Genomic DNA, 21,913 nt, shown 5'->3' with positions numbered 1-21,913 from the left:
GCGGGTCTGTCCGTGACGGTGTGGGCGCACCACATGTACGTCACCGGCGGTGTGCTGCTGCCGTTCTTCTCCTTCATGACCTTCCTGATCGCGGTACCGACCGGTGTGAAGTTCTTCAACTGGATCGGCACCATGTGGAAGGGCTCGCTGTCCTTCGAGACACCGATGCTCTGGGCGACCGGCTTCCTGATCACCTTCACCTTCGGTGGTCTGACCGGCGTCATCCTGGCCTCGCCGCCGATGGACTTCCACGTCTCCGACTCGTACTTCGTGGTGGCGCACTTCCACTACGTCGTCTTCGGCACCGTGGTCTTCGCGATGTTCTCCGGCTTCCACTTCTGGTGGCCGAAGTGGACCGGCAAGATGCTGGACGAGCGCCTCGGCAAGATCACCTTCTGGACGCTGTTCATCGGCTTCCACGGCACGTTCCTGGTCCAGCACTGGCTGGGCGCCGAGGGCATGCCGCGCCGTTACGCCGACTACCTGGCGGCCGACGGCTTCACCGCGCTGAACACGATCTCGACGATCAGCTCGTTCCTGCTCGGCATGTCGATCCTGCCGTTCTTCTACAACGTGTGGAAGACGGCCAAGTACGGCAAGCCGGTCGGCGTCGACGACCCGTGGGGCTACGGCCGCTCCCTGGAGTGGGCGACCTCCTGCCCGCCGCCGCGGCACAACTTCATCACCATGCCGCGGATCCGCAGTGAATCCCCGGCGTTCGACCTGCACCACCCTGAGATCGCTGCTCTCGACCAGCTCGAGAACGTCGGTCACGGCGAGAAGACCCTCGCTGGCGGCAAGGAGGCCGGCAAGTGAAGATCCAGGGCAAGATGTTCATGTGGCTGAGCGTCTTCGTGCTCGTCATGGCTGTCGTCTATGGCGTGTGGTCGAAGGAGCCGGCCGGTACCACGGCCCTTTTCCTGGCCTTCGGTCTGTGCATCATGATCGGCTTCTACCTCGGCTTCACGGCCAAGCGGGTGGACGTCGGCGCACAGGACAACAAGGAGGCGGACGTCGCGGACGACGCCGGCGAGGTCGGGTTCTTCAGCCCGCACAGCTGGCAGCCGCTCTTCCTGGGCATCGGTGGCGCCCTCGCCTTCCTGTCGGTCGCCATCGGCTGGTGGCTGATGTACTTCTCGCTGCCGGTCATCCTGGTCGGCATCTGGGGCTGGGTCTTCGAGTACTACCGCGGTGAGAACCGCACCCAGTAACACGAGCCGAGCGCTTCAGGGCCCGGACACTCCGCAAGGAGCGTCCGGGCCCGTGCTTTTGCCGCAATGCGTGTCACCCGTTCGTAGTCTCCTGGCGTGCCACCCTTGACGCGGCTTCCTACGTTGAGGTCATGAGCCACCCAGTGATCTCCCGCCCCAGCACCGCCGTCAGCTGCACGCTGCTGGTGACAGCCCTCTGCGCGGGCGTCACCGCCTGCGGCTCCGACGGCAACCCGCTCTCCCACCGCCCCTACGACGCGGCGGACCAGATCTCCGTGAACGCCCCCTCGGAGGGCCGCAAGAAGGCCGACCCGGACAAGCCCCTGGAAGTGGTCGCAGAGGACTCCGACGGGCGTATCACGGACGTCACGGCCCACGACGCCGACGGACGCTACGTGGCCGGTGAACTCGCAGCCGACGGCGGCCGCTGGCACAGCACCTCACCGCTCGCCGCCAACGCCAGCTACACGGTCCGCGTGAGCACCGAGGACGAGGACGGGGCGCCCGGCCGCAAGGTCCTCACCTTCGACACCGGCAAGCCGACCACCCAGAAGCGCCTGGACGTCACCTTCGGCCCCAAGAAGGGCACCTACGGCGTCGGCCAGCCCATCACGGCCGAGCTGAGCCAGCCCGTCAAGGACAGGGCCCAGCGGGCCGTCGTCGAGAACGCGCTCAAGGTCTCCTCCACGCCCGCCGTCGACGGCGCCTGGCACTGGGTGGACGACAAGAAGCTGCACTACCGCCCGAAGGACTACTGGCCCGCACAGGCCACCGTGCAGGTCCACAGCAACCTCGCGGGCATCAAGATCGGCGACCGGATGTGGGGCGGCAAGGCCAAGCCCCTGACGATCAGCACCGGCGACAAGCTCATAGCCATCACGGACGCCGCGGCCCACCAGATGACCGTCTACAAGAACGACGAGGTCATCCGGCAGATACCCGTCACCACGGGCAAGGCGGGCTACGACACCCGCAACGGCGTCAAGGTCGTCCTCGCCAAGGAGGGCACCGTCCGTATGACCAGCGCCAGCATCGGCTCCTCGGACTTCTACGACCTGATCGTCCACCACTCCGTCCGCGTCACCAACAGCGGCGAGTACGTCCACGCCGCCCCCTGGTCCGTCGGCTCCCAGGGATTCGCCAACGTCAGCCACGGCTGCACCGGCATGAGCACCGAGAACGCCGCGTGGTTCTACGACACCGTCCGCGAGGGCGACATCGTCCAGGTCGTGAACTCCGGCGGCGAGACGATGGCACCCTTCGGCAACGGCTTCGGCGACTGGAACCTCGACTGGGCGAAGTGGCGCACCGGCAGCGCCCTCATCGGCGGCACCCCCGACGGCCCTACAGCGGCGGACAGGGCCCGCCTGCGCCCACAGAGCGTCTAGACGCCCTCAGGGGCATCGCCCCAGGGGCGCGGGGAACTGCGCGACAAGCCACAGATCACCCGCACCCGCGAAACAACAGGAGCCCCGAGCCCTTAGGCGTTCAAAGCCAGCTTCTCCCGCAACAGCGAAGCCAGGGCGGCAGCAAACTCCACCGGCTCCACCGGCAACGTCACGGCCGACTCGGCCCGGCTCCACGTCGCCAGCCACGCATCCTGCGGCCGCCCGATCAGCAGCAACACCGGCGGGCACCGGAACACCTCGTCCTTGATCTGCCGGCAGACCCCCATGCCCCCCATGGGCACGGCCTCACCGTCCAGCACGCAGACGTCGATCCCACCCCGGTCCAGCTCCTTCAGCACCGCAGCCGGAGTCGCGCACTCCACGAACTCCACCACAGGAACGTCCGGCGCCGGCCGTCGGCCGGTCGCGAGCCGCACCTGCTCGCGGGTGTTGGAGTCGTCGCTGTAGACCAGCACCGTGGCGGTCGGCTGCATTGTTCCTCCGTGACGTCAGCGTCGTAAGGACAGGCCCGTGGGGCGGATGCTACTCCCTTGAACACCACGTCAACACCGGTACGACCGGCTCAGACACTCCGAACGGCACCCCCCGGAGTGAGGGCGGGATAAGCGACCGACATAATGTCGGTCGTGGCGACAGCAACGACAGTAGAAACCGGGCACGCGCACCCGTCGGTCAATCGGCCGAACCTCACCAGCGTCGGAACCATCATCTGGTTGAGTTCCGAGCTGATGTTCTTCGCGGCCCTCTTCGCGATGTACTTCACCCTGCGATCGGTGACGGGTCCCGATCACTGGAAGGAGATGGCTGCCCATCTCAACTTCCCGTTCTCGGCGACGAACACCACCATCCTGGTGCTCTCCTCGCTCACCTGCCAGCTCGGCGTCTTCGCCGCCGAGCGCGGTGACGTGAAGAAGCTGCGGATGTGGTTCATCGTCACGTTCGTGATGGGTGCGATCTTCATCGGCGGTCAGGTCTTCGAGTACACGGAGCTGGTCAAGGACGCGGGCCTGTCCCTGTCCTCCGACCCGTACGGCTCGGTGTTCTACCTGACCACCGGCTTCCACGGCCTGCACGTGACAGGCGGTCTCATCGCCTTCCTGCTGGTCCTCGGCCGGACCTACGCGGCCAGCAGGTTCACCCACGAGCAGGCGACGGCCGCCATCGTCGTGTCCTACTACTGGCACTTCGTCGATGTCGTCTGGATCGGCCTCTTCGCCACGATCTACATGATCAAGTAGTCGGGCCCGCACGCGCGCCCGACGTGGCACGCAACCCAGAAGCATCGACGCAGAAGATCCTGACACCGGGGTAATCCGTGAAAAAGCTCTCCGCACGACGACGCCACCCGTTGGCGGCGGTCGTCGTCCTACTCCTCGCGCTGCTCTTCAGCGGGGGGCTGTACGCCGTGTTCGCACCCACGAGCAAGGCTGAGGCCGACGAAACCGCCCAGTCCCTCACCATCGAGGAGGGCAAGAAGCTCTACTCGGTCGGCTGCGCCAGTTGCCACGGCACCGGCGGTCAGGGCACCTCCGACGGGCCGAGCCTGGTGGGTGTGGGCGCCGCGGCAGTCGACTTCCAGGTGGGCACGGGCCGTATGCCGGCCGCCACCTCCCAGGGCCCGCAGGTCCCGAAGAAGAAGAACATCTACAGCCAGGCCGAGATCGACCAGCTCGCGGCCTTCATCGCCTCGCTGGGCGCCGGTCCGGCCGTCCCGACGGAGCAGCAGTACGGCCCCGAGGGCGCCGACATCGCCAAGGGCGGTGAGCTGTTCCGCACCAACTGCGCGCAGTGCCACAACTTCACCGGCAAGGGCGGCGCGCTGACACACGGCAAGTACGCGCCGACCCTCGAGGGTGTCGACCCGAAGCACATCTACGAGGCCATGCAGACCGGCCCGCAGAACATGCCGTCCTTCCCCGACACCACGCTGTCGGAGAAGAACAAGAAGGACATCATCGCGTACCTGGACGCGGTCAACAGCAGCAAGTCCGAGAGCCCCGGCGGTCTCGAGCTCGGCGGCCTCGGGCCGGTCAGCGAGGGCCTGTTCGGCTGGATCTTCGGTCTCGGCGGGCTGATCGCCGTCGCCGTGTGGGTCGCCGCCCGGACCGCAAAGGCCAAGAAGTCATGAGTAGCCAAGACATTCCAGAAGAGAACCTGCCCGCCGATCAGTCCGCCGGACATGACGAGCACGGGCACGGCGCGGTGAGCCCCGCGGACGACAAGCACCCCTTCGCCGACCCGGGACTGCCTCCCCACGAGCACCGGGTCCAGGACATCGACGAGCGGGCCGCCAAGCGGTCCGAGCGCTCGGTCGCCCTGCTGTTCACGGTGTCGATGCTGGCCACCGTCGCCTTCATCGCCTCGTTCGTGGCGATCCCGGTCGACAAGTCGGTCTACATCTTCCCGCTCGGTCACATCAGCGCGCTGAACTTCGCGCTGGGTCTGACGCTCGGTATCGCGCTGTTCTGCATCGGCGCGGGCGCCGTCCACTGGGCCCGCACCCTGATGTCGGACGTGGAGATCGCCGACGAGCGGCACCCGATCGAGGCCGACCCCGAGACCCGCGAGAAGGTCTTCTCCGACTTCAAGCAGGGCGCCAAGGAGTCCGCGATCGGCCGCCGCAAGCTGATCCGCACCACCATGTTCGGCGCGCTCACGCTGGTGCCGCTCTCCGGCGTCGTGCTGCTGCGCGACCTCGGCCCGCTGCCCGAGGACAAGCTGCGCCACACGCTCTGGTCCAAGGGCAAGCTGCTCGTCAACATGAACACCAACGAGCCGCTGCGCCCGGCGGACGTCGCGGTCGGCTCGCTGACCTTCGCCAAGCCCGAGGGCCTGGAGGAGCACGACCACGACTTCCAGAACGAGATCGCCAAGGCCGCCCTGATGATCGTCCGGATCCAGCCGGAGAACATCAAGGACAAGCGCGAGCTCGAGTGGTCGCACCAGGGCATCGTCGCGTACTCGAAGATCTGCACCCACGTCGGCTGCCCGATCTCCCTGTACGAGCAGCAGACGCACCACGTGCTCTGCCCCTGCCACCAGTCCACCTTCGACCTCTCCGACGGTGCCCGAGTGATCTTCGGTCCCGCCGGTCACGCCCTGCCGCAGCTCCGCATCGGCGTGAACGAGGAGGGCTACCTCGAGGCGCTCAGCGACTTCGAAGAGCCCGTCGGCCCTGCTTTCTGGGAGCGCGGATGAGCACTGCACAGACACGCCGCAAGGCGCCCGCCGGAGAGCGGGTCGCCGACTGGGCCGACGGCCGCCTCGGGATCTACTCCCTGGCCAAGGCCAACATGCGCAAGATCTTCCCGGACCACTGGTCCTTCATGCTGGGTGAGATCTGCCTCTACAGCTTCATCATCATCATCCTGACGGGTGTGTACCTGACGCTGTTCTTCCACCCGTCGATGAACGAGGTGGAGTACCACGGCAGCTACGTCCCGCTCCAGGGGCAGCTGATGTCGGAGGCGTTCGCCTCCACCCTGGACATCAGCTTCGACGTCCGCGGCGGTCTGCTCATCCGGCAGATCCACCACTGGGCGGCGATCATCTTCCTCGCCGGCATGTTCGTGCACATGATGCGCGTGTTCTTCACCGGCGCGTTCCGCAAGCCGCGTGAGATCAACTGGCTGTTCGGCTTCCTGCTGTTCGTCCTGGGCATGTTCACCGGCTTCACCGGCTACTCGCTCCCGGACGACCTGCTCTCCGGCACCGGTGTCCGCTTCACGCAGGGCGCGATCCTGTCCGTGCCGATCGTCGGCACGTACATCTCGATGTTCCTGTTCGGCGGAGAGTTCCCGGGCACCGACTTCGTCGCCCGGTTCTACTCGATCCACATCCTGCTGCTGCCGGGCATCATGCTCGGGCTGGTGGTCGGCCACCTGATCCTGGTCTTCTACCACAAGCACACGCAGTTCGCGGGCCCCGGCCGGACCAACAAGAACGTCGTCGGCATGCCGCTGCTGCCGGTCTACATGGCCAAGGCCGGAGGCTTCTTCTTCCTGGTCTTCGGTTTCATCGCGGCCCTCGCCGGTCTCGCGACGATCAACCCGATCTGGGTCCTCGGCCCGTACCGGCCCGACCAGGTGTCGACCGGTGCCCAGCCCGACTGGTACATGGGCTTCGCCGAGGGTCTGATCCGCGCGATGCCGGGCTGGGAGATCAACCTCTGGGGTCACACACTCGTCCTGGGTGTGTTCATCCCGCTGGTGGTCTTCGGTCTCTTCCTCGGCATGATCGCCCTCTACCCGTTCATCGAGTCGTGGGTCACCGGGGACAAGCGCGAGCACCACATCCTGGACCGGCCGCGCAACGCCCCGACGCGCACGGGCTTCGGCGTCGCCTGGGTCACCGCCTACATCATCATGCTGATCGGCGGTGGCAACGACATCGTCGCCACGCACTTCCATCTGTCGATCAACTCGGTCACCTGGTTCGTCCGGATCGGGTTCTTCGCCGGACCGGTCGTCGCCTTCATCATCACCAAGCGCATCTGCCTCGGCCTGCAGCGCCGGGACAAGGAGAAGGTGCTGCACGGCCGCGAGTCGGGCATCATCAAGCGCCTGCCGCACGGTGAGTTCATCGAGGTGCACGAGCCGCTCAGCCAGGAGCAGATGTACACGCTCACCGCGCACGAGCAGTACCAGCCGGTCGAGATCGGCCCGACGGTCGACGAGAACGGTGTCGAGCGCAAGGTGAAGGGCTCCGAGAAGCTGCGCGCCAAGCTCAGCGAGTCCTACTACGGCGAGGGCGCCCAGATCCCCAAGCCCACCGCCGAGGAGTACCGGGAGATCACGAGCGGCCACGGCCACCACTGATCACTGCTTCGCCACGCCACAGAGGGGCCCCGTCCGGTGTTCGGACGGGGCCCTTCGTGGTGTCCCGGGCTGGATAGGGTGAGACCACAGCTTTTACGTGGCGTACGACGACCCAGGAGCGGCTTATGAGCGCTGTGACCCCCGCTGGAGGCGACACCGCGGCGGGCCGCACCTGGCCGGCCCTGCTGAACGGCCTGCTGGACCGCCGGGACCTGACCGCCGACGACACCGCCTGGGCGATGGACCTCATCATGCGCGGCGAGGCCACGGACGCGCAGATCGCCGGCTTCGTGGTGGCGCTGCGCGCCAAGGGCGAGACCGTCGAGGAGATCGCCGGATTCGTCCGGGCGATGTACGAGCACGCGAACGTGATCGAGGTGCCGGGTCCGGCCGTCGACATCGTCGGCACCGGCGGCGACGGAGCGAAGACCGTCAACATCTCCACGATGTCGGCGATCGTCATCGCCGGCACCGGCGCGAAGGTCGTCAAGCACGGCAACCGCGCAGCGTCGTCGGCGTCCGGCGCCTCGGACGTCCTGGAGAAGCTCGGCGTCAACCTGGAACTGCCGACACCGCGGGTGGCCGAGGTCGCCGAGGAGGCCGGGATCACGTTCTGCTTCGCGGCGAAGTTCCACCCGGCCATGCGGTACGTGGGCGCCGCCCGCGGCCAGTTGGGCATCCGGACGATCTTCAACGTCCTCGGTCCGCTGACCAACCCCGCGAAGGTGCGCGCCCAGGCCGTCGGCGTCGCGGACCCGCGCATGGCGCCGATCGTCGCGGGCGTCTTCGCCGAGCGCGGCCACTCGTCGCTGGTCTTCCGCGGCGACGACGGTCTCGACGAGCTCACCACCACGGCCACCTCCAGGGTGTGGATCGTCCGCGACGGCAAGGTGACCGAGGAGTCCTTCGACCCGCGCGACGTGGGCGTCGAACTGGTCCCCGTGGAGGCCCTGCGCGGCGCGGATGCCTCCTACAACGCGGAGGTCGCCCGCCGCCTGCTGGACGGCGAGACCGGCCCGGTGCGCGACGCGGTCCTGCTGAACTCGGCGGCGGCGCTGGTGGCGCTGAATCCGACGGAGGCACCGCTGGCCGAGCAGATCCGAGCCGGGATGGCGAAGGCCGCGGAGTCGATCGACTCCGGAGCGGCCAAGCGGACCCTGGAGCGCTGGGTGGCCGCGAGCAACGCGTAGCGGAACCGTACGGCGTCCCGCGATCCGGACTCGGGTTGCGGGGCGCCGATCTCTTCCCGTAGGTTCCTGACCAGGTCATGAGTGACAGTCATGAGGCCCCGGCCGACTGTCCGGCAACCCTCCGTCCGTGGCGGGGTGCCCCGGGTGAAGACCGGGCCGCAGGCAGCGAGGTCTGTGGCAAGCGCGTGACGAGGAGTTTCCCGTGAATCAGCGAATGCGATAGGGCCGCAGAGCCCCGCCTCCGCACCCCTTTCCTTTCACCCCCGCTGGTAGCCGTGCGCGCACCGCCGTACCGGCTCGCGGGCGGATTCCACCTGCCTTCACGGGAGTTCACCCATGTCCGTCTCCACCGTCGCCGCCGCCCAGTCCGTTTGTGCCCCGCTGCCCGTTCTGGGACGGGACGTCACCGTGCCGCTCGTCACCGGTGGCGAGGTCACCTACGCCGCGCTGGACTACGCCGCCAGCGCCCCGGCCCTCCAGCGGGTCTGGGACGACGTCGCCGCCTACGCGCCGTACTACGGCAGTGTCCACCGCGGTGCCGGGTACCTGTCCCAGCTGTCGACCGACCTCTTCGAGAACGCCCGCCGGACGGTCGCGGAGTTCCTCGGCTGCCGGGACGGCGACCAGGTCGTCTTCACCCGGTCCACCACCGACTCCCTCAACCTGCTCGCCGGCGCGCTCCCGGCCGGCTGCCAGGTCTTCGTCTTCGAGACCGAGCACCACGCCTCCCTGCTGCCCTGGCGGAACGCCCAGGTCACCTTCCTCGACGCCCCGCGCAGCCACCGCGAGGCCGTCGAGACCCTGGAGCGCGCTCTGGCCGACCGGGCCCCCTACGGACCGGCCCTCGTCTGCGTCACCGGCGCCTCGAACGTCACCGGCGAGCTGTGGCCCGTACGGGAGCTGGCGGCGGCCGCGCACGCCCACGGCGCGCGGATCGTGCTCGACGCCGCCCAGCTGGCCCCGCACCACCCGGTGTCCGTCGCCGACCTCGACGTGGACTGGGTCGCCTTCTCCGGGCACAAGCTGTACGCGCCCTTCGGCTCCGGCGTCCTGGCCGGGCGGGCCGACTGGCTGCGCGAGGCCGAGCCCTACCTGGCCGGCGGCGGCGCCAGCCGCAAGGTCACCCGGCGCACGGACGGGGGAGTGGACGTGGAGTGGCACGAGACCGCCGCCCGCCACGAAGCCGGGTCGCCGAACGTCATCGGTGCCTACTCCATCGCCTCCGCCTGCACGGCGCTCACCGAGGCCGGGTTCGACCAGCTGGTCGCGCGGGAGCGGTACCTGATCGAGAAGGTGCGGGCGGGCCTCGCCGAGGTGCCTGAGGTCCGGATCCTCTCCCTCTTCGGTGACGACGCCCCGCGCGTCGGTGTGCTCTCCTTCGTCGTCGAGGGCTGGAACAGCTCCCACTTCGCCGCCGCCCTCTCCGCCGAGTACGGCATCGGGGTGCGGGACGGGCTGTTCTGCGCCCATCCCCTGGTCCGGACGCTGCTGGGCAGCGACCCGCAGACCCAGGGCGAGTGCGGCGCACCGGAGGCGGCTCCCGGCGAGAGGTCCCTCAACGCCATCCGGGTGAGCTTCGGCGCGGGCACGCCCGACGAGCACGTCGAGCGGTTCACCGACGCCGTGCGGGAGCTGGTCCGAGACGGCGCACGGTGGAACTACCGTACGGAGGACGGCCGTTGCGTCCCGGACACGTCGGCCTGAACGGCGGGGCCCAGGGGTCCTAGTTGTCCAGCCCGATCGAGAACGCCGCCTCCAGGTCGTGCTGCGAGTAGGTGCGGAACGCCACGTGCGTGTCCGTGCCCTCGACGCCGGGGATCTTGCTGATCCGGCCGGGGATGACCTCCGCCAGGTCCTCGTGCTGCCGCACCCGGACCATCGCGATGAGGTCGTAGGTGCCGGTGACGGAGAAGACCTCGCTGACGCTGTCCAGCGCGGCGATCGACTCCGCGATCTCGGGGATCCGGTCCACGCTGGTCTTGATGAGGACGATCGCGGTGATCACGGTTTGTTCTCTCCCTCGGAGGCCGGAGCAGGGGCGGCCTTCACTCTAGTGGGGCTGGTCGGGCGGCCGTAGCGGACCGACGCCCAGCCGAAGCCCAGACCGAACCCGATCAGGTGGGCGAGGTAGGCCACCCCGGGGCCGTCCGGGGCCCGCCCCGCCGCCAGCCACTGCAGCGCCGCCCAGAAGGGCAGCACCACCCAGGCCGGGAAGCGCACCGGCAGGAAGAAGAGAAACGGCAGGAGACTGGTCACCCGGGCCCTGGGGAACAGGTACAGGAATGCACCGAGGACCGCCGAGATCGCCCCCGACGCCCCGACCAGGGACTGCTCGGAGTCCGCGTTGGCGACGGCGTAGCCCAGCAGGGCCAGGTAGCCGCAGCCGAGGTAGAACAGGACGAACTGCACCCGGCCCATCCGCTCCTCGGTCATCGCCCCGAAGACGTAGAGGAAGAGCATGTTGCCGAGCAGGTGGACCCAGCTGCCGTGGACGAAGAGCGCGGTCGCGGGGGTCAGGGCCGATCCGGCGGACCCCTCGAACAGTTCTGCGGGGATCACGCCCCAGCGCCGGAAACAGGCCCGCTGCGCGGCGAGCAGGTCGTCGCCGGTGCCGTAGACAGGATTGAGGCCCGCGGCGGGGCCGGCCAGGAAGACCACGCAGCACAGGGCGATCAGTGCGTACGTCACCGGCGCCGACGACCCGCTCACCGATCGGCCGGCCCGGACGAGCGACGCGCTCCACTTGCTGATCATGGATACAGAGCATGACGTAACCGGACGCACCAGCACAGACCGCCTCGCCGCCGTGGACGCGTGGGCGACGACGACCCACCAGGCCGTAGGGTTACGAGCCACACGCACCGGGGAAGCCGGTGGCGTCACGGACACTAGAAGGAAAGAGAACAGGTCACGATGACGGTTCCCCTGCCGACCGCCGAGACGCGGTGGCGCTGCACCCTCTGCGGCAACCTCACGCGGTTCGACGTGACCCGCTCGTCGAAGGTCGTCGAGTACGTCCACCTCGACCTGGCCGGAGAGCCGAAGGTCGAGGAGCGCGAGGTGCTCAGTGAGACCATCGAGTCGGTGCGCTGCCGCTGGTGCAACGCGGTGGACCAGGTGGAACTCGTGGACAGGCCGGGCGCCGGCTCCTGAGGGGAGCAGGCCCGCACAGGCATTGGGGTGTGACGGATGGTGGAGACCACGGGCGGGGGGCCGGGCGACGGCGCCGCCGAGGTGCTCGACCGTCCGCTGCCCGACGGCGTGCGCCGCCGGGTCGTGCAGATCGTCTCCGACGGCTTCGGCTCGCTGACGGTCGGAGAGCTGCCCGCGCAGCTCCGGCAGTACGCCCGGTTCGCGCCGAACCGGCGGGCCAAGTTCGCCGGCAATGCCATGGCCGCGGCGCTGGAGACCGACCCGCTGTTCCGGCAGCGCATCGGGGAGAAGCTCAGAGAGGCCCAGCCGGAAGTCGCCGGCGCTCTCGACTCAGGCTCCCCGCCCCCGGCCGCGGACCCGCTCGACGTGGCGGCCGCGGCCTACGTACTGCGGCCCCTCGGCTGGGTGAAGCTGGTGGCCGCCGCCGGCGAGGAGGCCCAGCGGGCCGACGCCGAGCGCGCCGACGAGGAGAGCCGGGCCGAGCTGGAGCGGCTGCGCGCCGAGCTGGAGCGGGCCCGCGAACAGACCAGGGCCGAGACCGAGCGGCTGCGCGCGGAGCTGGATTCGGCCAAGAAGGAGACCGAGGCGCTGCACCGCAAGCTCCGCGCCGCGGTCAGCGACGTCAAGCGCGGCGAGGCCGCCCTGCGCAAGGCGCACGGCGAGATCGAGGCCGCCCGCGCCGAAGCGCAGGCCCAGGTGTCCGCCGCCGAGAGCGAGACCCGGCGGCTCAAGGCCCGGCTGGGGGAGAGCGAGGCCGCCCTGGAGGCCGCGCGACGGGCGGCACGCGAGGGACGCAGCGTCGAGGACATGCGGGTACGGCTGCTGCTGGACACCCTGCTCGACGCGACCCAGGGGCTCCGGCGCGAACTGGCGTTGCCGCCGGTGTCGGTGCGGCCCGCCGAGACCGTGGACGCCGTCGAGCCGGGCCGGATGACGCCGAAGGACATCGCCGCCCGCGCGCTCTCGGAGAACGACCCGCAGGTCCTCGACCAGCTGCTGGCCCTGCCGCAGGCACACCTCGTCGTCGACGGTTACAACGTCACCAAAACGGGTTATCCGCAGATGCCACTGGAGAAGCAGCGGCTGCGGCTGCTCGGGCAGCTCTCGCAGCTGGCGGCGCAGAGCGGCGCCGAGGTGACGTGCGTCTTCGACGGGGCCGAACTGGCCGCACCGGTGCTGCTGGCACCGCCCCGCGGGGTACGGGTGCTGTTCTCGAAGCCGGGCGTCACCGCCGACGAGCTGATCCGCCAGCTGGTGCGCGCCGAACCCCCGGGCAGGCCCGTCATCGTGGCGTCGACGGACCGCGAGGTCGCCGACGGTGTGGCCAGGGCGGGTGCTCGCCCCGTGGCGTCGGCGATGCTCCTGAAGCGCCTTTCGCGAGCCTAGGGACCGTACGGGCGATGCGTAACCTCCGGGCGTGATGCCCCGATTGGCGAGACCTGTGGGCCACGTTGCGTCAAGTGGGTCTCACCGCCTGTGAGTCCAGGGGAAAAGTTCGCTCACCGTGACGCAATTTTTCATCTGAGGATTTGAACTGATCACAGGAAGGTCACTAGGGTCAGCCCCGCACCTCCTGCTCGGGTGATCGCTCATGGGGAGCGACGGCGGAGGGGCCGAGAAGGAGCTAGTCACCCGTGGCGTCCCACCGTCGTCCGAAGCAGCCGAGCCGCGCACGTGTGACCGTGCTGACCACCGCCGCTGCCGCTGCCGTCGCCTTCAGCTCGCAGGCCGCCAATGCCGCACCCAGCGAGAAGCCGAGCAAGGACGAGGTCAAGACCAAGGTCGACAAGCTCTACGAAGAGGCGGAGCAGGCCACCGAGAAGTACAACGGGGCCAAGGAGAAGCAGGAGAAGCTCCAGAAGGAGATCTCCACCATCCAGGACAACGTCGCCCGCGGCCAGGAAGAGCTCAACGAGCTGCGCGACAGCCTGGGCCTCGCGGCGGCGTCGCAGTACCGCACCGGCTCCATCGACCCGTCCGTCCAGCTCTTCCTCTCCTCCGACCCGGACAGCTACCTCGACAAGGCCTCCACGCTCGACCAGTTGAGCAGCCAGCAGGTCGAGGCGCTGAAGAAGGTCCAGGAGAAGCAGCGCGAACTCGCCCAGGACCGCGCAGAGGCCTCCGAGAAGCTCAAGGACCTCGCCTCCACCCGGGCCGAACTCGGCAAGAAGAAGAAGGAAGTCCAGGGCAAGCTCTCCTCCGCGCAGAAGCTGCTCAACAGCCTCACCGCCGCCGAGAAGCAGCAGCTCGCCGCCGAGCAGAGCCGCGCCAGCCGCGACAGCGAGCGCGACGCCCTCTCCGGCGACGTCCCGCCGGGCTCCGGCCGGGCCGCCGCGGCCTACGCCTTCGCGCAGAGCCAGCTCGGCAAGCCGTACGTCTACGGTGCCACCGGCACGAGCTCCTACGACTGCTCCGGCCTCACCTCCCGGGCGTACGCCGCGGCCGGCGTGCAGATCCCGCGCACCTCCGAGTCCCAGGCGACGATCGGCACCAAGATCTACTCGACCAGTCAGCTCAAGGTCGGCGACCTGGTCTTCTTCTTCAACGACCTGCACCACGTGGGCCTCTACGCCGGCAACGGGCAGATCATCCACGCCCCCCGCACCGGCACGGTCGTCCGCTACGAGTCGATGGGCACCATCGGCGGCCCGTTCATGTTCGGCGTCCGCGTCTGACGGACCGCCCCCGGAGTCCTCAAGATCAGGACACCGTGTCCGCCGTTCGGGCGAATCACGACACCCTCACCTGAGGCCACGCCCCGCCAGTGACCTGCGTCAGTGGCGGGGCGTCGCGCTGCGTACCCACGGATGGTCGTTGGCGGTCCCCCGTCGCGGGGCTACTGTCTGCCGCGTTTCCACATCCGTCAGCGGTCTGCCAGTGGAGAGGAGAGCGGCTTCCGTGGGGTCCCATCGCCGCCTTGCACCGTCCGGGTCCGACCGTGGCGCCGGTGCCGCGGTCAGCATCCTGTCCGTCGCGGTCGCCGCCCTGGGCGCGGTACCGTCCGTGGCCGCACCGCACGACGACACCCGGGCCGAGGTGGACCGCCTCTACGAGCAGGCCGAGAAGGCGACCGAGGCCTACAACGAGGCCGACGAGCGTGCCGACGCCCTGCGCGAGGAGGCCGGCACCGCCCGGGACCGGATCGCCCGGCAGCAGCAGCGCATCAACTCCATGCGGGAGTCGCTCGGTTCGCTGGCCGGTGCCCAGTACCGGACGGGCGGCCTCGACCCGACCCTCGCCCTGCTGCTCTCCGACGACCCCGGTGAGTACCTCGACAGGGCCTCCAGGCTCGACCGGCTCACCGCCCACCAGGCCGGTGAGCTGAAGAAGCTCCAGGAGGCCATGCGCGAACTCGCCCAGGACCGCGAGGAGACGGCCGGGAAGCTCCGCGAACTGGAGAAGAGCCGCAAGGCCGTCTCCGCCCACAAGAAGACCGTCGAGCGGAAGCTCGCCGCGGCCCGGCTGCTGCTCAACTCCCTGCCGGAGTCCGAGCGCGACGCCTACGGCCGGGCCTCCCGCTCCGGCCGCTACGGCATGCCCTGGCTGGGGGACGCCCACGCCGCATCGCCGCGCGGGGCCGCCGCCGTCGAGGCCGCCCGTGCCGCCCTCGGCAGGCCCTATGTCTGGGGCGCAAACGGCCCCTCCGGCTTCGACTGTTCGGGCCTGATGCAGTGGTCGTACGCGCAGGCCGGGGTGGCCATTCCGCGCACCTCGCAGGCTCAGCGGTACGCCGGCCGGCAGGTCCCGCTGTCCGAGGCGCGACCCGGGGACCTGGTCATCTACCGGGGTGACGCGAGCCATGTCGGGATGTACATGGGCAACGGCCAGGTCATCCACGCGCCCCACCCCGGCGCACCCGTGCGCTACGACCCGGTCGGGATGATGCCCATCTCGTCGGTCACCAGGGTCTGACCGGCGCGGCCCGGCGCCCGTACGATCGGGAAGATGGCTGGTCGAAGGTCGGGATCCCCCGTGGTGGCGCTCGTCGTGCTGCTCGTCGTCCTGACCGGATGCGGCGGCCGGTCCGTCGCGGACCCCGCCACCGCCGACGTCCAGCGGCTCCTCGACCGCCGGGCCGCCGCGGTCCTCGGCCACGACGAGCGGGCCTACGCGGGGACGGGCGGGGGGCCGGACTACGCCGATCTGCGCGCGGTGCCGCTGGACGGCTGGTCGTACCGCGTGACCGGTCTGCACCGCACCGGCGACACGGCCACCGTCGACGCCGAACTGCGCTACCGCGTCGCCGGGTACGACGGGGCTCCGGTGACCGCCGGCCGCACCCTGCGGCTGAGCCGCGACGCGGACGGGCGGTGGTCCGTCGACGCCGACCGGCCCGCGAAGAAGTCCGCACAGCAACTGTGGGACCAGGGCGCGGTGCAGGCCGTCCGGGGCGAGCACAGCCTCGTCCTCGGCGTCGGGCAGTCCGGCCGGTCCCTGCGGGAGTACGCGGAGCTGGCCGACCGCGCGGTGCCCGAGGTGTCACGGGCCTGGGGCACGGACTGGAGCCGTCGTCTCGTCGTCCTCGTCCCGAAGTCGCTGGAGGCAATGGCGGGGCTGCTCGGCTCGCCCGCCTCCTCCTACCGGGGGATCGCGGCGGTCACCACCGGCGAGACGGGCGCACCGGCACGGTCACCGGCGGACCGCGTCATCGTCAACCCGGACGCCTTCGCCCTCCTCGGCGGTCTCGGCGATCGGGTGGTCGTCACCCATGAGACGACCCATGTCGCCACCCGCCGGAACACCACCGCCGCCACCCCCCTCTGGCTGTCCGAGGGCTATGCCGACTGGGTCGGCTACCGCGCCACCGGCCGCACCCCGCGCGAGGCCGCCCCCGAACTGTCCCGCGCGGTCGCACAGGGCCGGGTCCCGGCAGGCCTTCCGACCGACGAGGACTTCGCCTTCACCGGCGACGCGAGCCGCTTGGCCCGCGCCTACGAGAGCGGCTGGACGGCCTGCCGGCTCATCGCCGACCGCTGGGGCGAGTCCCGGCTGGGCGACTTCTACCGGGCCGTCGGGGAGCACGAGAAGAGGGCCGGGGCGGTGGAGGACGCGATGCGGGAGGTGCTCGGGACGACGCCGGCGGAGTTCACGGGGTTGTGGCAGGAGTATCTGCGGGGGCAGCTGGGCTGACCGGGCCGCGCCGGTCAGCTCCGGATCAGGAGCTGACCGGCGTCTCGTCGGTGTGGGCGGGCTGAGCGGGGGTGGGGGCGGGGGGTGTGCGCGGGACCGTCGCGCGCCACAGGGTGCGGGCCGCGAGGAGCGTGGCCGCCACCAGGAGGCCGTTGCGGAGGAACAGGAGGGTGAGGCCGAGGCCGTCGCTGGCCACCACGTTGGCGAAGTAGAGCGGGAACTCCAGGACCGTCACGAAGCAGGCCAGCAGGACCAGCACGACCGGCGCCCGCATGCGGCTCGCCGGGAAGTACAGGCACACCGCGGCCAGCCCGACCAGCCACACCATGTACTGGGGGCTGATCACCCGGCTGGTGGTGGTGAACATCAGGACCGCCACGAAGGCCGCGTCGGCGAGCGTGTGCTCCTCGAAGCCCCGGGCCAGCAGCCGCCACAGCACCAGCCAGCCGAAAGCCGCCCCTGTCAGGAACAGGGCGGCCGTGCTCACGTCGCTCACGTACGGCCCGAGGAACTCGATCGAGCCGTAGTTCAGCCGCACCTCGCCCTGCCAGCCGAAGTGCCGGGCGACGTGGAAGACCAGCGCGCCCAGCGACTCGACCTCGGTGCCCCGGTCGCGCTGGGAGGTCAGGAAGGCGAACCCGCCCGGCATGAACAGAGCGAATCCGCCCGCGATCGCGGCGCCCGTCACCAGCGCCGACACCCAGGCGGCGCGCCGGCGGGCGGCCAGCAGGATCATGGCCGGCCAGACCTTCAGCAGGGCGCCGAACGCGGCCAGCGCCCCCATCGTCCTGGGGTGCCGGGAGCCGGCGAGCAGCGCGGCCACCGCCACGGCCGTGACCATCACGTCGTAGCGCGCGTACACCGTCGGCCCGAGCAGAGGCACGCCCACTCCCCACACCCAGGCGCCGCGCAGCGACCTGCCTGGGCGCCGGCCCGCGTACGCCAGCAGGGTCAGGACAGCCAGGTCCGTGACGCAGACCAGGACGAAGAAGGCGGTCGCGTAGTCCAGGAGGGGCAGCAGGCCGGGGGAGAGGACGGCCAGCGCGGCGGCGGGCGGGTACTGCCAGGTGACGTCGTCCCGGGGGAACGTTCCGGTCCGCAGGGTGTCGTACCAGCCCTGGTAGATCACGGACACGTCGCTCGTCACGTCCGGGCCGGGGAAGACGTACACCTTCAGCACGAACAGCAGCAGCACCAGCCTCGTGAGGAACCAGATCACCAGCAGCCATGCCAGTGACCGCCTCGCGCCCGTCGTCCTCACCAGATCCCTGCCCCGTCCGTGCCGTGTCGAGGGAGCCATGATGTCCCCGACAGCTGTGAGCGTGCCATACGTGCCGGGGCGAACGGCCGAGAGGTGCGGTTCGGTAGGGTCGGCGGCGTGCGCAAGACCCTGATCGTGACGAACGACTTCCCGCCCCGGCCGGGCGGCATCCAGGCGTTTCTGCACAACATGGCGCTGCGGCTGGACCCGCAGCGGCTGGTCGTCTACGCGTCGACCTGGAAGCGGAGCCGGGAGGGCGTCGAGGCGACCGCAGCCTTCGACGCCGAGCAGCCCTTCACCGTCGTACGGGACCGTACGACGATGCTGCTGCCCACGCCCCGTGCCACCCGGCGGGCCGTCGGGCTGCTGCGGGAGCACGGGTGCACCTCGGTGTGGTTCGGGGCGGCGGCGCCGCTCGGTCTGATGGCACCGGCGCTGCGCGCCGCGGGCGCCGAGCGGCTGGTGGCCACCACGCACGGGCACGAGGCCGGCTGGGCCCAGCTGCCCGCGGCCCGGCAGCTGCTGCGCCGCATCGGGGACTCCACGGACACGATCACCTACCTCGGCGAGTACACGCGCTCGCGGATCGCCACCGCGCTGACGCCCCAGGCGGCCTCGCGCATGGTGCAGCTGCCACCGGGCGTGGACGAGAAGACGTTCCATCCCGGGTCGGGCGGCGACGAGGTGCGGGCACGACTGGGGCTGACGGACCGCCCGGTGGTCGTGTGCGTGTCCCGGCTGGTGCGGCGCAAGGGCCAGGACACCCTGATCCGGGCCATGCCCGGCATCCTGGCCGCCGAGCCGGACGCCGTGCTGCTGATCGTCGGGGGCGGCCCGTACGAGAAGGACCTCCGCGGGCTGGCCCAGGACACGGGCGTCGCGGACTCCGTCCGTTTCACGGGCCCGGTGCCCTGGTCGGAACTGCCCGCGCACTACGGTGCCGGTGACGTCTTCGCCATGCCGTGCCGCACCCGCCGGGGCGGCCTCGACGTCGAGGGCCTCGGCATCGTCTACCTGGAGGCCTCCGCGACCGGGCTGCCGGTGGTGGCCGGGGACTCGGGCGGGGCGCCGGACGCGGTGCTCGACGGGGAGACGGGCTGGGTGGTGAGGGGCGGCTCCCCGGAGGAGGCGGCCGACCGTGTCGTCACGCTCCTGGGTGACGCCGAGCTGCGCCGCAGGATGGGGCAGCGGGGGCGTGAGTGGGTCGAGGAGAAGTGGCGCTGGGACCTGCTGGCGGACGAGCTGAAAGCTTTGCTGTGAGCGGACTTCCCGCACTCTAGGCGGAACGTAAAAATCCGCACATGCTGCGCGCATGACAGCAAAACTGATGCAGCATCAGCTGACGAGACGTCAAATACTCGGCATGGTGGCCCTTCAGGCGGCAGCCGCGTCCGGTCTCACCCGCATCGGTCTCCAGTCCGCCTCGGCCGCCGAACCGGCCGCCGTGGACAACGCGCCCGCCATCGTCGTCGGTTCGGGCTACGGCGGCGCCGTGGCCGCCCTCCGCCTCGGACAGGCCGGCATCCGCACCCTCGTCCTGGAGATGGGCCGCCTCTGGAACACCTCCGGCCCCGACGGCAAGGTCTTCTGCTCCACCCTGGCCCCGGACCAGCGCTCCATGTGGTTCCGCACCCGCACCGAGGCCCCGCTCGCCACCTTCCTCTGGCTCGATCTGGTCAACCGGGACATCAGCGCCTACCCGGGCGTCCTGGACCGCGTGCACTACGACCACATGTCCGTGTACGTCGGCCGGGGCGTGGGCGGCGGCTCCCTGGTCAACGGCGGCATGGCGGTGACCCCGCTCCGGTCCTACTTCGCCGAGCAGTTCCCGACCGTGGACACCGCGGAGATGTACGACACCTACTTCCCGCGCGCCCGCTCCATGCTTGGCGTCAACACCGTCGACCCCGCCTGGTTCGAGTCCACCGAGTGGTACCGCTTCACCCGGGTCTCCCGCGCACACGCGGACAAGGCAGGCCTGAAGACCACCTTCGTGCCCAACGTCTACGACTTCGGCCACATGGAGCGCGAGGCGGCCGGCACGACCACCAAGTCGGCTCTCGCGGGTGAGGTCATCTACGGCAACAACCAGGGCAAGCGCAGCCTCGACAAGACGTACCTCGCCTCCGCGCTCGGCACCGGGAACGTCACCCTGCACACCATGGAGCGGGTGACGTCGATCAGCAGGGCGGCCGACGGGACGTACGTGCTGACCGCCGACCGCATCGACGACACCGGCACCGTCGTCGAGACCAAGGAGTACGGCTGCACCTATCTCTTCCTCGGCGGCGGCAGCGTGGGCACGACCGAACTCCTCGTCCGTGCCCGGGAGTCGGGCACACTGCCCGCGCTGGACGCGAGCGTGGGCACCGGCTGGGGCACCAACGGCAACGTGATGCTGGGCCGGGCCAACCACCTGTGGGACACGGTCGGCGCGAACCAGTCGACCATGCCGGTCATGGGCATCGACGACTGGGCCAACACCGCCAACCCGGTCTTCGCCGAGATCGCGCCCCTGCCCATGGGGCTCGAACACTGGGTCAGCCTCTACCTGGCGATCACCAAGAACCGTGAGCGGGCGTCCTTCACGTACGACTCGGCGAGCGGCGCCGTGCGGCTCGGGTGGAGCCCCGCGCAGAGTGCCGTGTCGGTCGGCATGGCGAAGAAACTGTTCGACCGGATCAACAGGGCGAACGCCACGATCTACCGGTACGACCTGTTCGGCTCGGGCAACAAGGTCTTCGCCGACGACTTCACCTACCACCCGCTGGGCGGCTGCGTCCTGGGCCGTTCGACGGACGCCTACGGCCGGGTGAAGGGGTACTCACGCCTGTACGTCACCGATGGCTCACTGGTGCCCGGCTCGATCGGCGTCAACCCCTTCGTCACCATCACGGCCCTCGCCGAACGCACGATGGCGCGGGTCCTGGTGGAGGACACCGCGCCATAGCCGACCCCGTGGGTCACTTCGCGTAGATCGCCTCGATCTCCTGCGCGTAGTCCTTCACGACCACGTTCCGCTTCAGCTTCAGTGAGGGAGTCAGGTGGCCCGACTCCTCCGTGAACTGGGAGGACAGAATGCGGAACTTCCGCACCGATTCCGCCTTCGACACCGCGGCGTTGCCGTCGTCGATCGCCGTCTGGATCGCGGCCAGCAGGTCCGGGTCCTCGCACAGCGACGCCGCGGTGGAACCCGCCGGCTTGCCGTGGTCGGCGCACCAACGGTCCAGGAACTCCTCGTCGACGGTGATCAGCGCGCCCACGAACGGCCGCCCGTCGCCCACCACCATGCACTCCGCGACCAGCGCGTGCGCCCGGATGCGGTCCTCGATCACGGCCGGGGCGACGTTCTTGCCGCCCGCGGTGACGATGATCTCCTTCTTGCGGCCGGTGATCCGGAGGTAGCCGTCCTCGTCGAGCGTGCCGATGTCACCGGTGTGGAACCAGCCGTCGGCCAGCGCCTCCGCGGTCGCGCCGGGGTTGTTCCAGTACTCCTTGAACAGGTGCTCGCCGTGCAGCAGCACCTCGCCGTCGTCGGCGATCCGCACCACCGAGCCGGGCAGCGGCTGGCCGACCGTGCCGATCTTCTGCCGGTCCCAGGGGTTGAACGCGGTGGCCGCGCAGGACTCGGTGAGACCGTAGCCCTCTCCAGGACCGTGAAGCCGATGCCGCGGAAGAAGTGGCCGAGGCGCTCGCCCAGCGGGGCGCCGCCGGAGATGGCGTACTCGCCCCGGCCGCCGAG

The 21,913-nt window shown here is 70.1% G+C and carries 20 protein-coding genes, 1 pseudogene and 1 riboswitch; of the genes and pseudogenes, 16 read left to right on the top strand and 5 right to left on the bottom strand.

What is annotated here, in order from left to right:
• From ABZ016_RS42100 to ABZ016_RS42090, 3 genes are all read left to right on the top strand, one after another.
• Positions 1-816: cbb3-type cytochrome c oxidase subunit I (locus ABZ016_RS42100; protein WP_356922083.1), on the top strand; the 816-nt coding region annotated here is incomplete at its 5' end.
• A complete protein-coding gene (locus tag ABZ016_RS42095) occupies positions 813-1,211 on the top strand; it encodes a cytochrome c oxidase subunit 4 (RefSeq protein WP_356922082.1) in 399 nt (132 codons plus the stop codon). The genes ABZ016_RS42100 and ABZ016_RS42095, both read left to right, overlap by 4 nt.
• 131 nt (positions 1,212-1,342) lie before the next feature.
• Positions 1,343-2,599, top strand: coding sequence for an Ig-like domain-containing protein (locus ABZ016_RS42090; protein WP_356922081.1), 1,257 nt, complete (start codon positions 1,343-1,345; stop codon positions 2,597-2,599).
• A 92-nt stretch (positions 2,600-2,691) separates the two neighbouring features.
• Here the strand turns inward: ABZ016_RS42090 and ABZ016_RS42085 are convergent, their stop codons facing one another.
• The gene (locus ABZ016_RS42085; RefSeq protein WP_356922079.1) at positions 2,692-3,093 is read right to left on the bottom strand and encodes a hypothetical protein; all 402 of its coding nucleotides are present in this window, start codon (positions 3,091-3,093) and stop codon (positions 2,692-2,694) included.
• Positions 3,094-3,237: 144 nt separating this feature from the next.
• Here ABZ016_RS42085 and ABZ016_RS42080 point away from each other — a divergent pair, with 144 nt between their 5' ends.
• The 6 genes from ABZ016_RS42080 to ABZ016_RS42055 all read left to right on the top strand — a co-directional run bounded on the left by ABZ016_RS42080 (position 3,238) and on the right by ABZ016_RS42055 (position 10,331).
• Entirely contained in the window at positions 3,238-3,858 is a 621-nt protein-coding gene (locus tag ABZ016_RS42080; RefSeq protein WP_003989683.1) for a heme-copper oxidase subunit III, read from the top strand.
• Positions 3,859-3,935: 77 nt separating this feature from the next.
• A complete protein-coding gene (locus tag ABZ016_RS42075; protein WP_356922078.1) occupies positions 3,936-4,748 on the top strand; it encodes a c-type cytochrome in 813 nt (270 codons plus the stop codon).
• Positions 4,745-5,818: a Rieske 2Fe-2S domain-containing protein gene (locus ABZ016_RS42070; RefSeq protein WP_356922077.1), complete on the top strand. Its 1,074-nt coding sequence runs from the start codon at positions 4,745-4,747 to the stop codon at positions 5,816-5,818. The genes ABZ016_RS42075 and ABZ016_RS42070 overlap by 4 nt, the downstream gene beginning before the upstream one ends.
• On the top strand, positions 5,815-7,437 hold the full coding sequence (locus ABZ016_RS42065; protein WP_356922076.1) for a cytochrome bc complex cytochrome b subunit: 1,623 nt from the start codon (positions 5,815-5,817) through the stop codon (positions 7,435-7,437). The genes ABZ016_RS42070 and ABZ016_RS42065 overlap by 4 nt, the downstream gene beginning before the upstream one ends.
• A 125-nt stretch (positions 7,438-7,562) precedes the next feature.
• Positions 7,563-8,627: an anthranilate phosphoribosyltransferase gene (gene trpD, locus ABZ016_RS42060; protein WP_356922075.1), complete on the top strand. Its 1,065-nt coding sequence runs from the start codon at positions 7,563-7,565 to the stop codon at positions 8,625-8,627.
• Between the two features lie 73 nt (positions 8,628-8,700).
• Positions 8,701-8,817: riboswitch (SAM riboswitch) on the top strand.
• A gap of 146 nt (positions 8,818-8,963) precedes the next feature.
• The gene (locus ABZ016_RS42055; protein ID WP_356922074.1) at positions 8,964-10,331 is read left to right on the top strand and encodes an aminotransferase class V-fold PLP-dependent enzyme; all 1,368 of its coding nucleotides are present in this window, start codon (positions 8,964-8,966) and stop codon (positions 10,329-10,331) included.
• Between the two features lie 19 nt (positions 10,332-10,350).
• Here ABZ016_RS42055 and ABZ016_RS42050 read toward each other — a convergent pair whose 3' ends face one another.
• Entirely contained in the window at positions 10,351-10,632 is a 282-nt protein-coding gene (locus ABZ016_RS42050; RefSeq protein ID WP_030249451.1) for an Lrp/AsnC ligand binding domain-containing protein, read from the bottom strand.
• A complete protein-coding gene (locus ABZ016_RS42045; protein ID WP_356922073.1) occupies positions 10,629-11,381 on the bottom strand; it encodes a rhomboid family intramembrane serine protease in 753 nt (250 codons plus the stop codon). Before ABZ016_RS42045 ends, ABZ016_RS42050 begins: the two co-directional genes overlap by 4 nt.
• Before the next feature lie 159 nt (positions 11,382-11,540).
• Between ABZ016_RS42045 and ABZ016_RS42040 the strand changes: the two genes are divergently transcribed.
• The 5 genes from ABZ016_RS42040 (at position 11,541) to ABZ016_RS42020 (ending at position 16,910) form a co-directional block, all read left to right on the top strand.
• Positions 11,541-11,780, top strand: a complete 240-nt coding sequence (locus tag ABZ016_RS42040) for a hypothetical protein (RefSeq protein ID WP_003989675.1) — start codon at positions 11,541-11,543, stop codon at positions 11,778-11,780.
• A gap of 36 nt (positions 11,781-11,816) precedes the next feature.
• Positions 11,817-13,166: an NYN domain-containing protein gene (locus tag ABZ016_RS42035; RefSeq protein ID WP_356922072.1), complete on the top strand. Its 1,350-nt coding sequence runs from the start codon at positions 11,817-11,819 to the stop codon at positions 13,164-13,166.
• A 248-nt stretch (positions 13,167-13,414) separates the two neighbouring features.
• Positions 13,415-14,455, top strand: coding sequence for an NlpC/P60 family protein (locus ABZ016_RS42030; protein ID WP_356922071.1), 1,041 nt, complete (start codon positions 13,415-13,417; stop codon positions 14,453-14,455).
• Positions 14,456-14,678: 223 nt separating this feature from the next.
• Positions 14,679-15,692, top strand: a complete 1,014-nt coding sequence (locus ABZ016_RS42025; RefSeq protein WP_356922070.1) for an NlpC/P60 family protein — start codon at positions 14,679-14,681, stop codon at positions 15,690-15,692.
• Between the two features lie 33 nt (positions 15,693-15,725).
• Positions 15,726-16,910, top strand: coding sequence for a hypothetical protein (locus tag ABZ016_RS42020; protein WP_356922069.1), 1,185 nt, complete (start codon positions 15,726-15,728; stop codon positions 16,908-16,910).
• A 25-nt stretch (positions 16,911-16,935) separates the two neighbouring features.
• On the opposite strand, the gene ABZ016_RS42015 is transcribed toward ABZ016_RS42020, so the two are convergent.
• Entirely contained in the window at positions 16,936-18,171 is a 1,236-nt protein-coding gene (locus ABZ016_RS42015) for a glycosyltransferase family 87 protein (protein WP_356922068.1), read from the bottom strand.
• A gap of 117 nt (positions 18,172-18,288) precedes the next feature.
• On the opposite strand from ABZ016_RS42015, the gene ABZ016_RS42010 reads away from it, so the two are divergent.
• Both ABZ016_RS42010 and ABZ016_RS42005 read left to right on the top strand, forming a co-directional pair.
• The gene (locus ABZ016_RS42010; RefSeq protein ID WP_356922067.1) at positions 18,289-19,431 is read left to right on the top strand and encodes a glycosyltransferase family 4 protein; all 1,143 of its coding nucleotides are present in this window, start codon (positions 18,289-18,291) and stop codon (positions 19,429-19,431) included.
• A 103-nt stretch (positions 19,432-19,534) separates the two neighbouring features.
• Positions 19,535-21,121, top strand: a complete 1,587-nt coding sequence (locus ABZ016_RS42005) for a GMC oxidoreductase (RefSeq protein WP_356922084.1) — start codon at positions 19,535-19,537, stop codon at positions 21,119-21,121.
• 13 nt (positions 21,122-21,134) lie between these two features.
• Here the strand turns inward: ABZ016_RS42005 and ABZ016_RS42000 are convergent.
• Positions 21,135-21,913 (bottom strand): annotated as a pseudogene (locus ABZ016_RS42000) (AMP-binding protein); the annotation flags it as partial.

The organism is Streptomyces sp. NPDC006372 (assembly GCF_040612515.1).
GTDB lineage: Bacteria > Actinomycetota > Actinomycetes > Streptomycetales > Streptomycetaceae > Streptomyces.
This window is presented reverse-complemented; position numbering and strand designations above follow the sequence as displayed.

What these genes read in the sequence shown, in the direction of transcription:
- ABZ016_RS42090 (WP_356922081.1), top strand. Translation starts at nt 1,343, where the DNA reads ATGAGCCACCCAGTGATCTCCCGCCCCAGCACCGCCGTCAGCTGCACG.
- ABZ016_RS42085 (WP_356922079.1), bottom strand. Translation starts at nt 3,093, where the DNA reads ATGCAGCCGACCGCCACGGTGCTGGTCTACAGCGACGACTCCAACACC.
- ABZ016_RS42080 (WP_003989683.1), top strand. Translation starts at nt 3,238, where the DNA reads ATGTCGGTCGTGGCGACAGCAACGACAGTAGAAACCGGGCACGCGCAC.
- ABZ016_RS42070 (WP_356922077.1), top strand. Translation starts at nt 4,745, where the DNA reads ATGAGTAGCCAAGACATTCCAGAAGAGAACCTGCCCGCCGATCAGTCC.
- ABZ016_RS42065 (WP_356922076.1), top strand. Translation starts at nt 5,815, where the DNA reads ATGAGCACTGCACAGACACGCCGCAAGGCGCCCGCCGGAGAGCGGGTC.
- trpD (WP_356922075.1), top strand. Translation starts at nt 7,563, where the DNA reads ATGAGCGCTGTGACCCCCGCTGGAGGCGACACCGCGGCGGGCCGCACC.
- ABZ016_RS42055 (WP_356922074.1), top strand. Translation starts at nt 8,964, where the DNA reads ATGTCCGTCTCCACCGTCGCCGCCGCCCAGTCCGTTTGTGCCCCGCTG.
- ABZ016_RS42045 (WP_356922073.1), bottom strand. Translation starts at nt 11,381, where the DNA reads ATGATCAGCAAGTGGAGCGCGTCGCTCGTCCGGGCCGGCCGATCGGTG.
- ABZ016_RS42040 (WP_003989675.1), top strand. Translation starts at nt 11,541, where the DNA reads ATGACGGTTCCCCTGCCGACCGCCGAGACGCGGTGGCGCTGCACCCTC.
- ABZ016_RS42035 (WP_356922072.1), top strand. Translation starts at nt 11,817, where the DNA reads ATGGTGGAGACCACGGGCGGGGGGCCGGGCGACGGCGCCGCCGAGGTG.
- ABZ016_RS42020 (WP_356922069.1), top strand. Translation starts at nt 15,726, where the DNA reads ATGGCTGGTCGAAGGTCGGGATCCCCCGTGGTGGCGCTCGTCGTGCTG.
- ABZ016_RS42005 (WP_356922084.1), top strand. Translation starts at nt 19,535, where the DNA reads ATGGTGGCCCTTCAGGCGGCAGCCGCGTCCGGTCTCACCCGCATCGGT.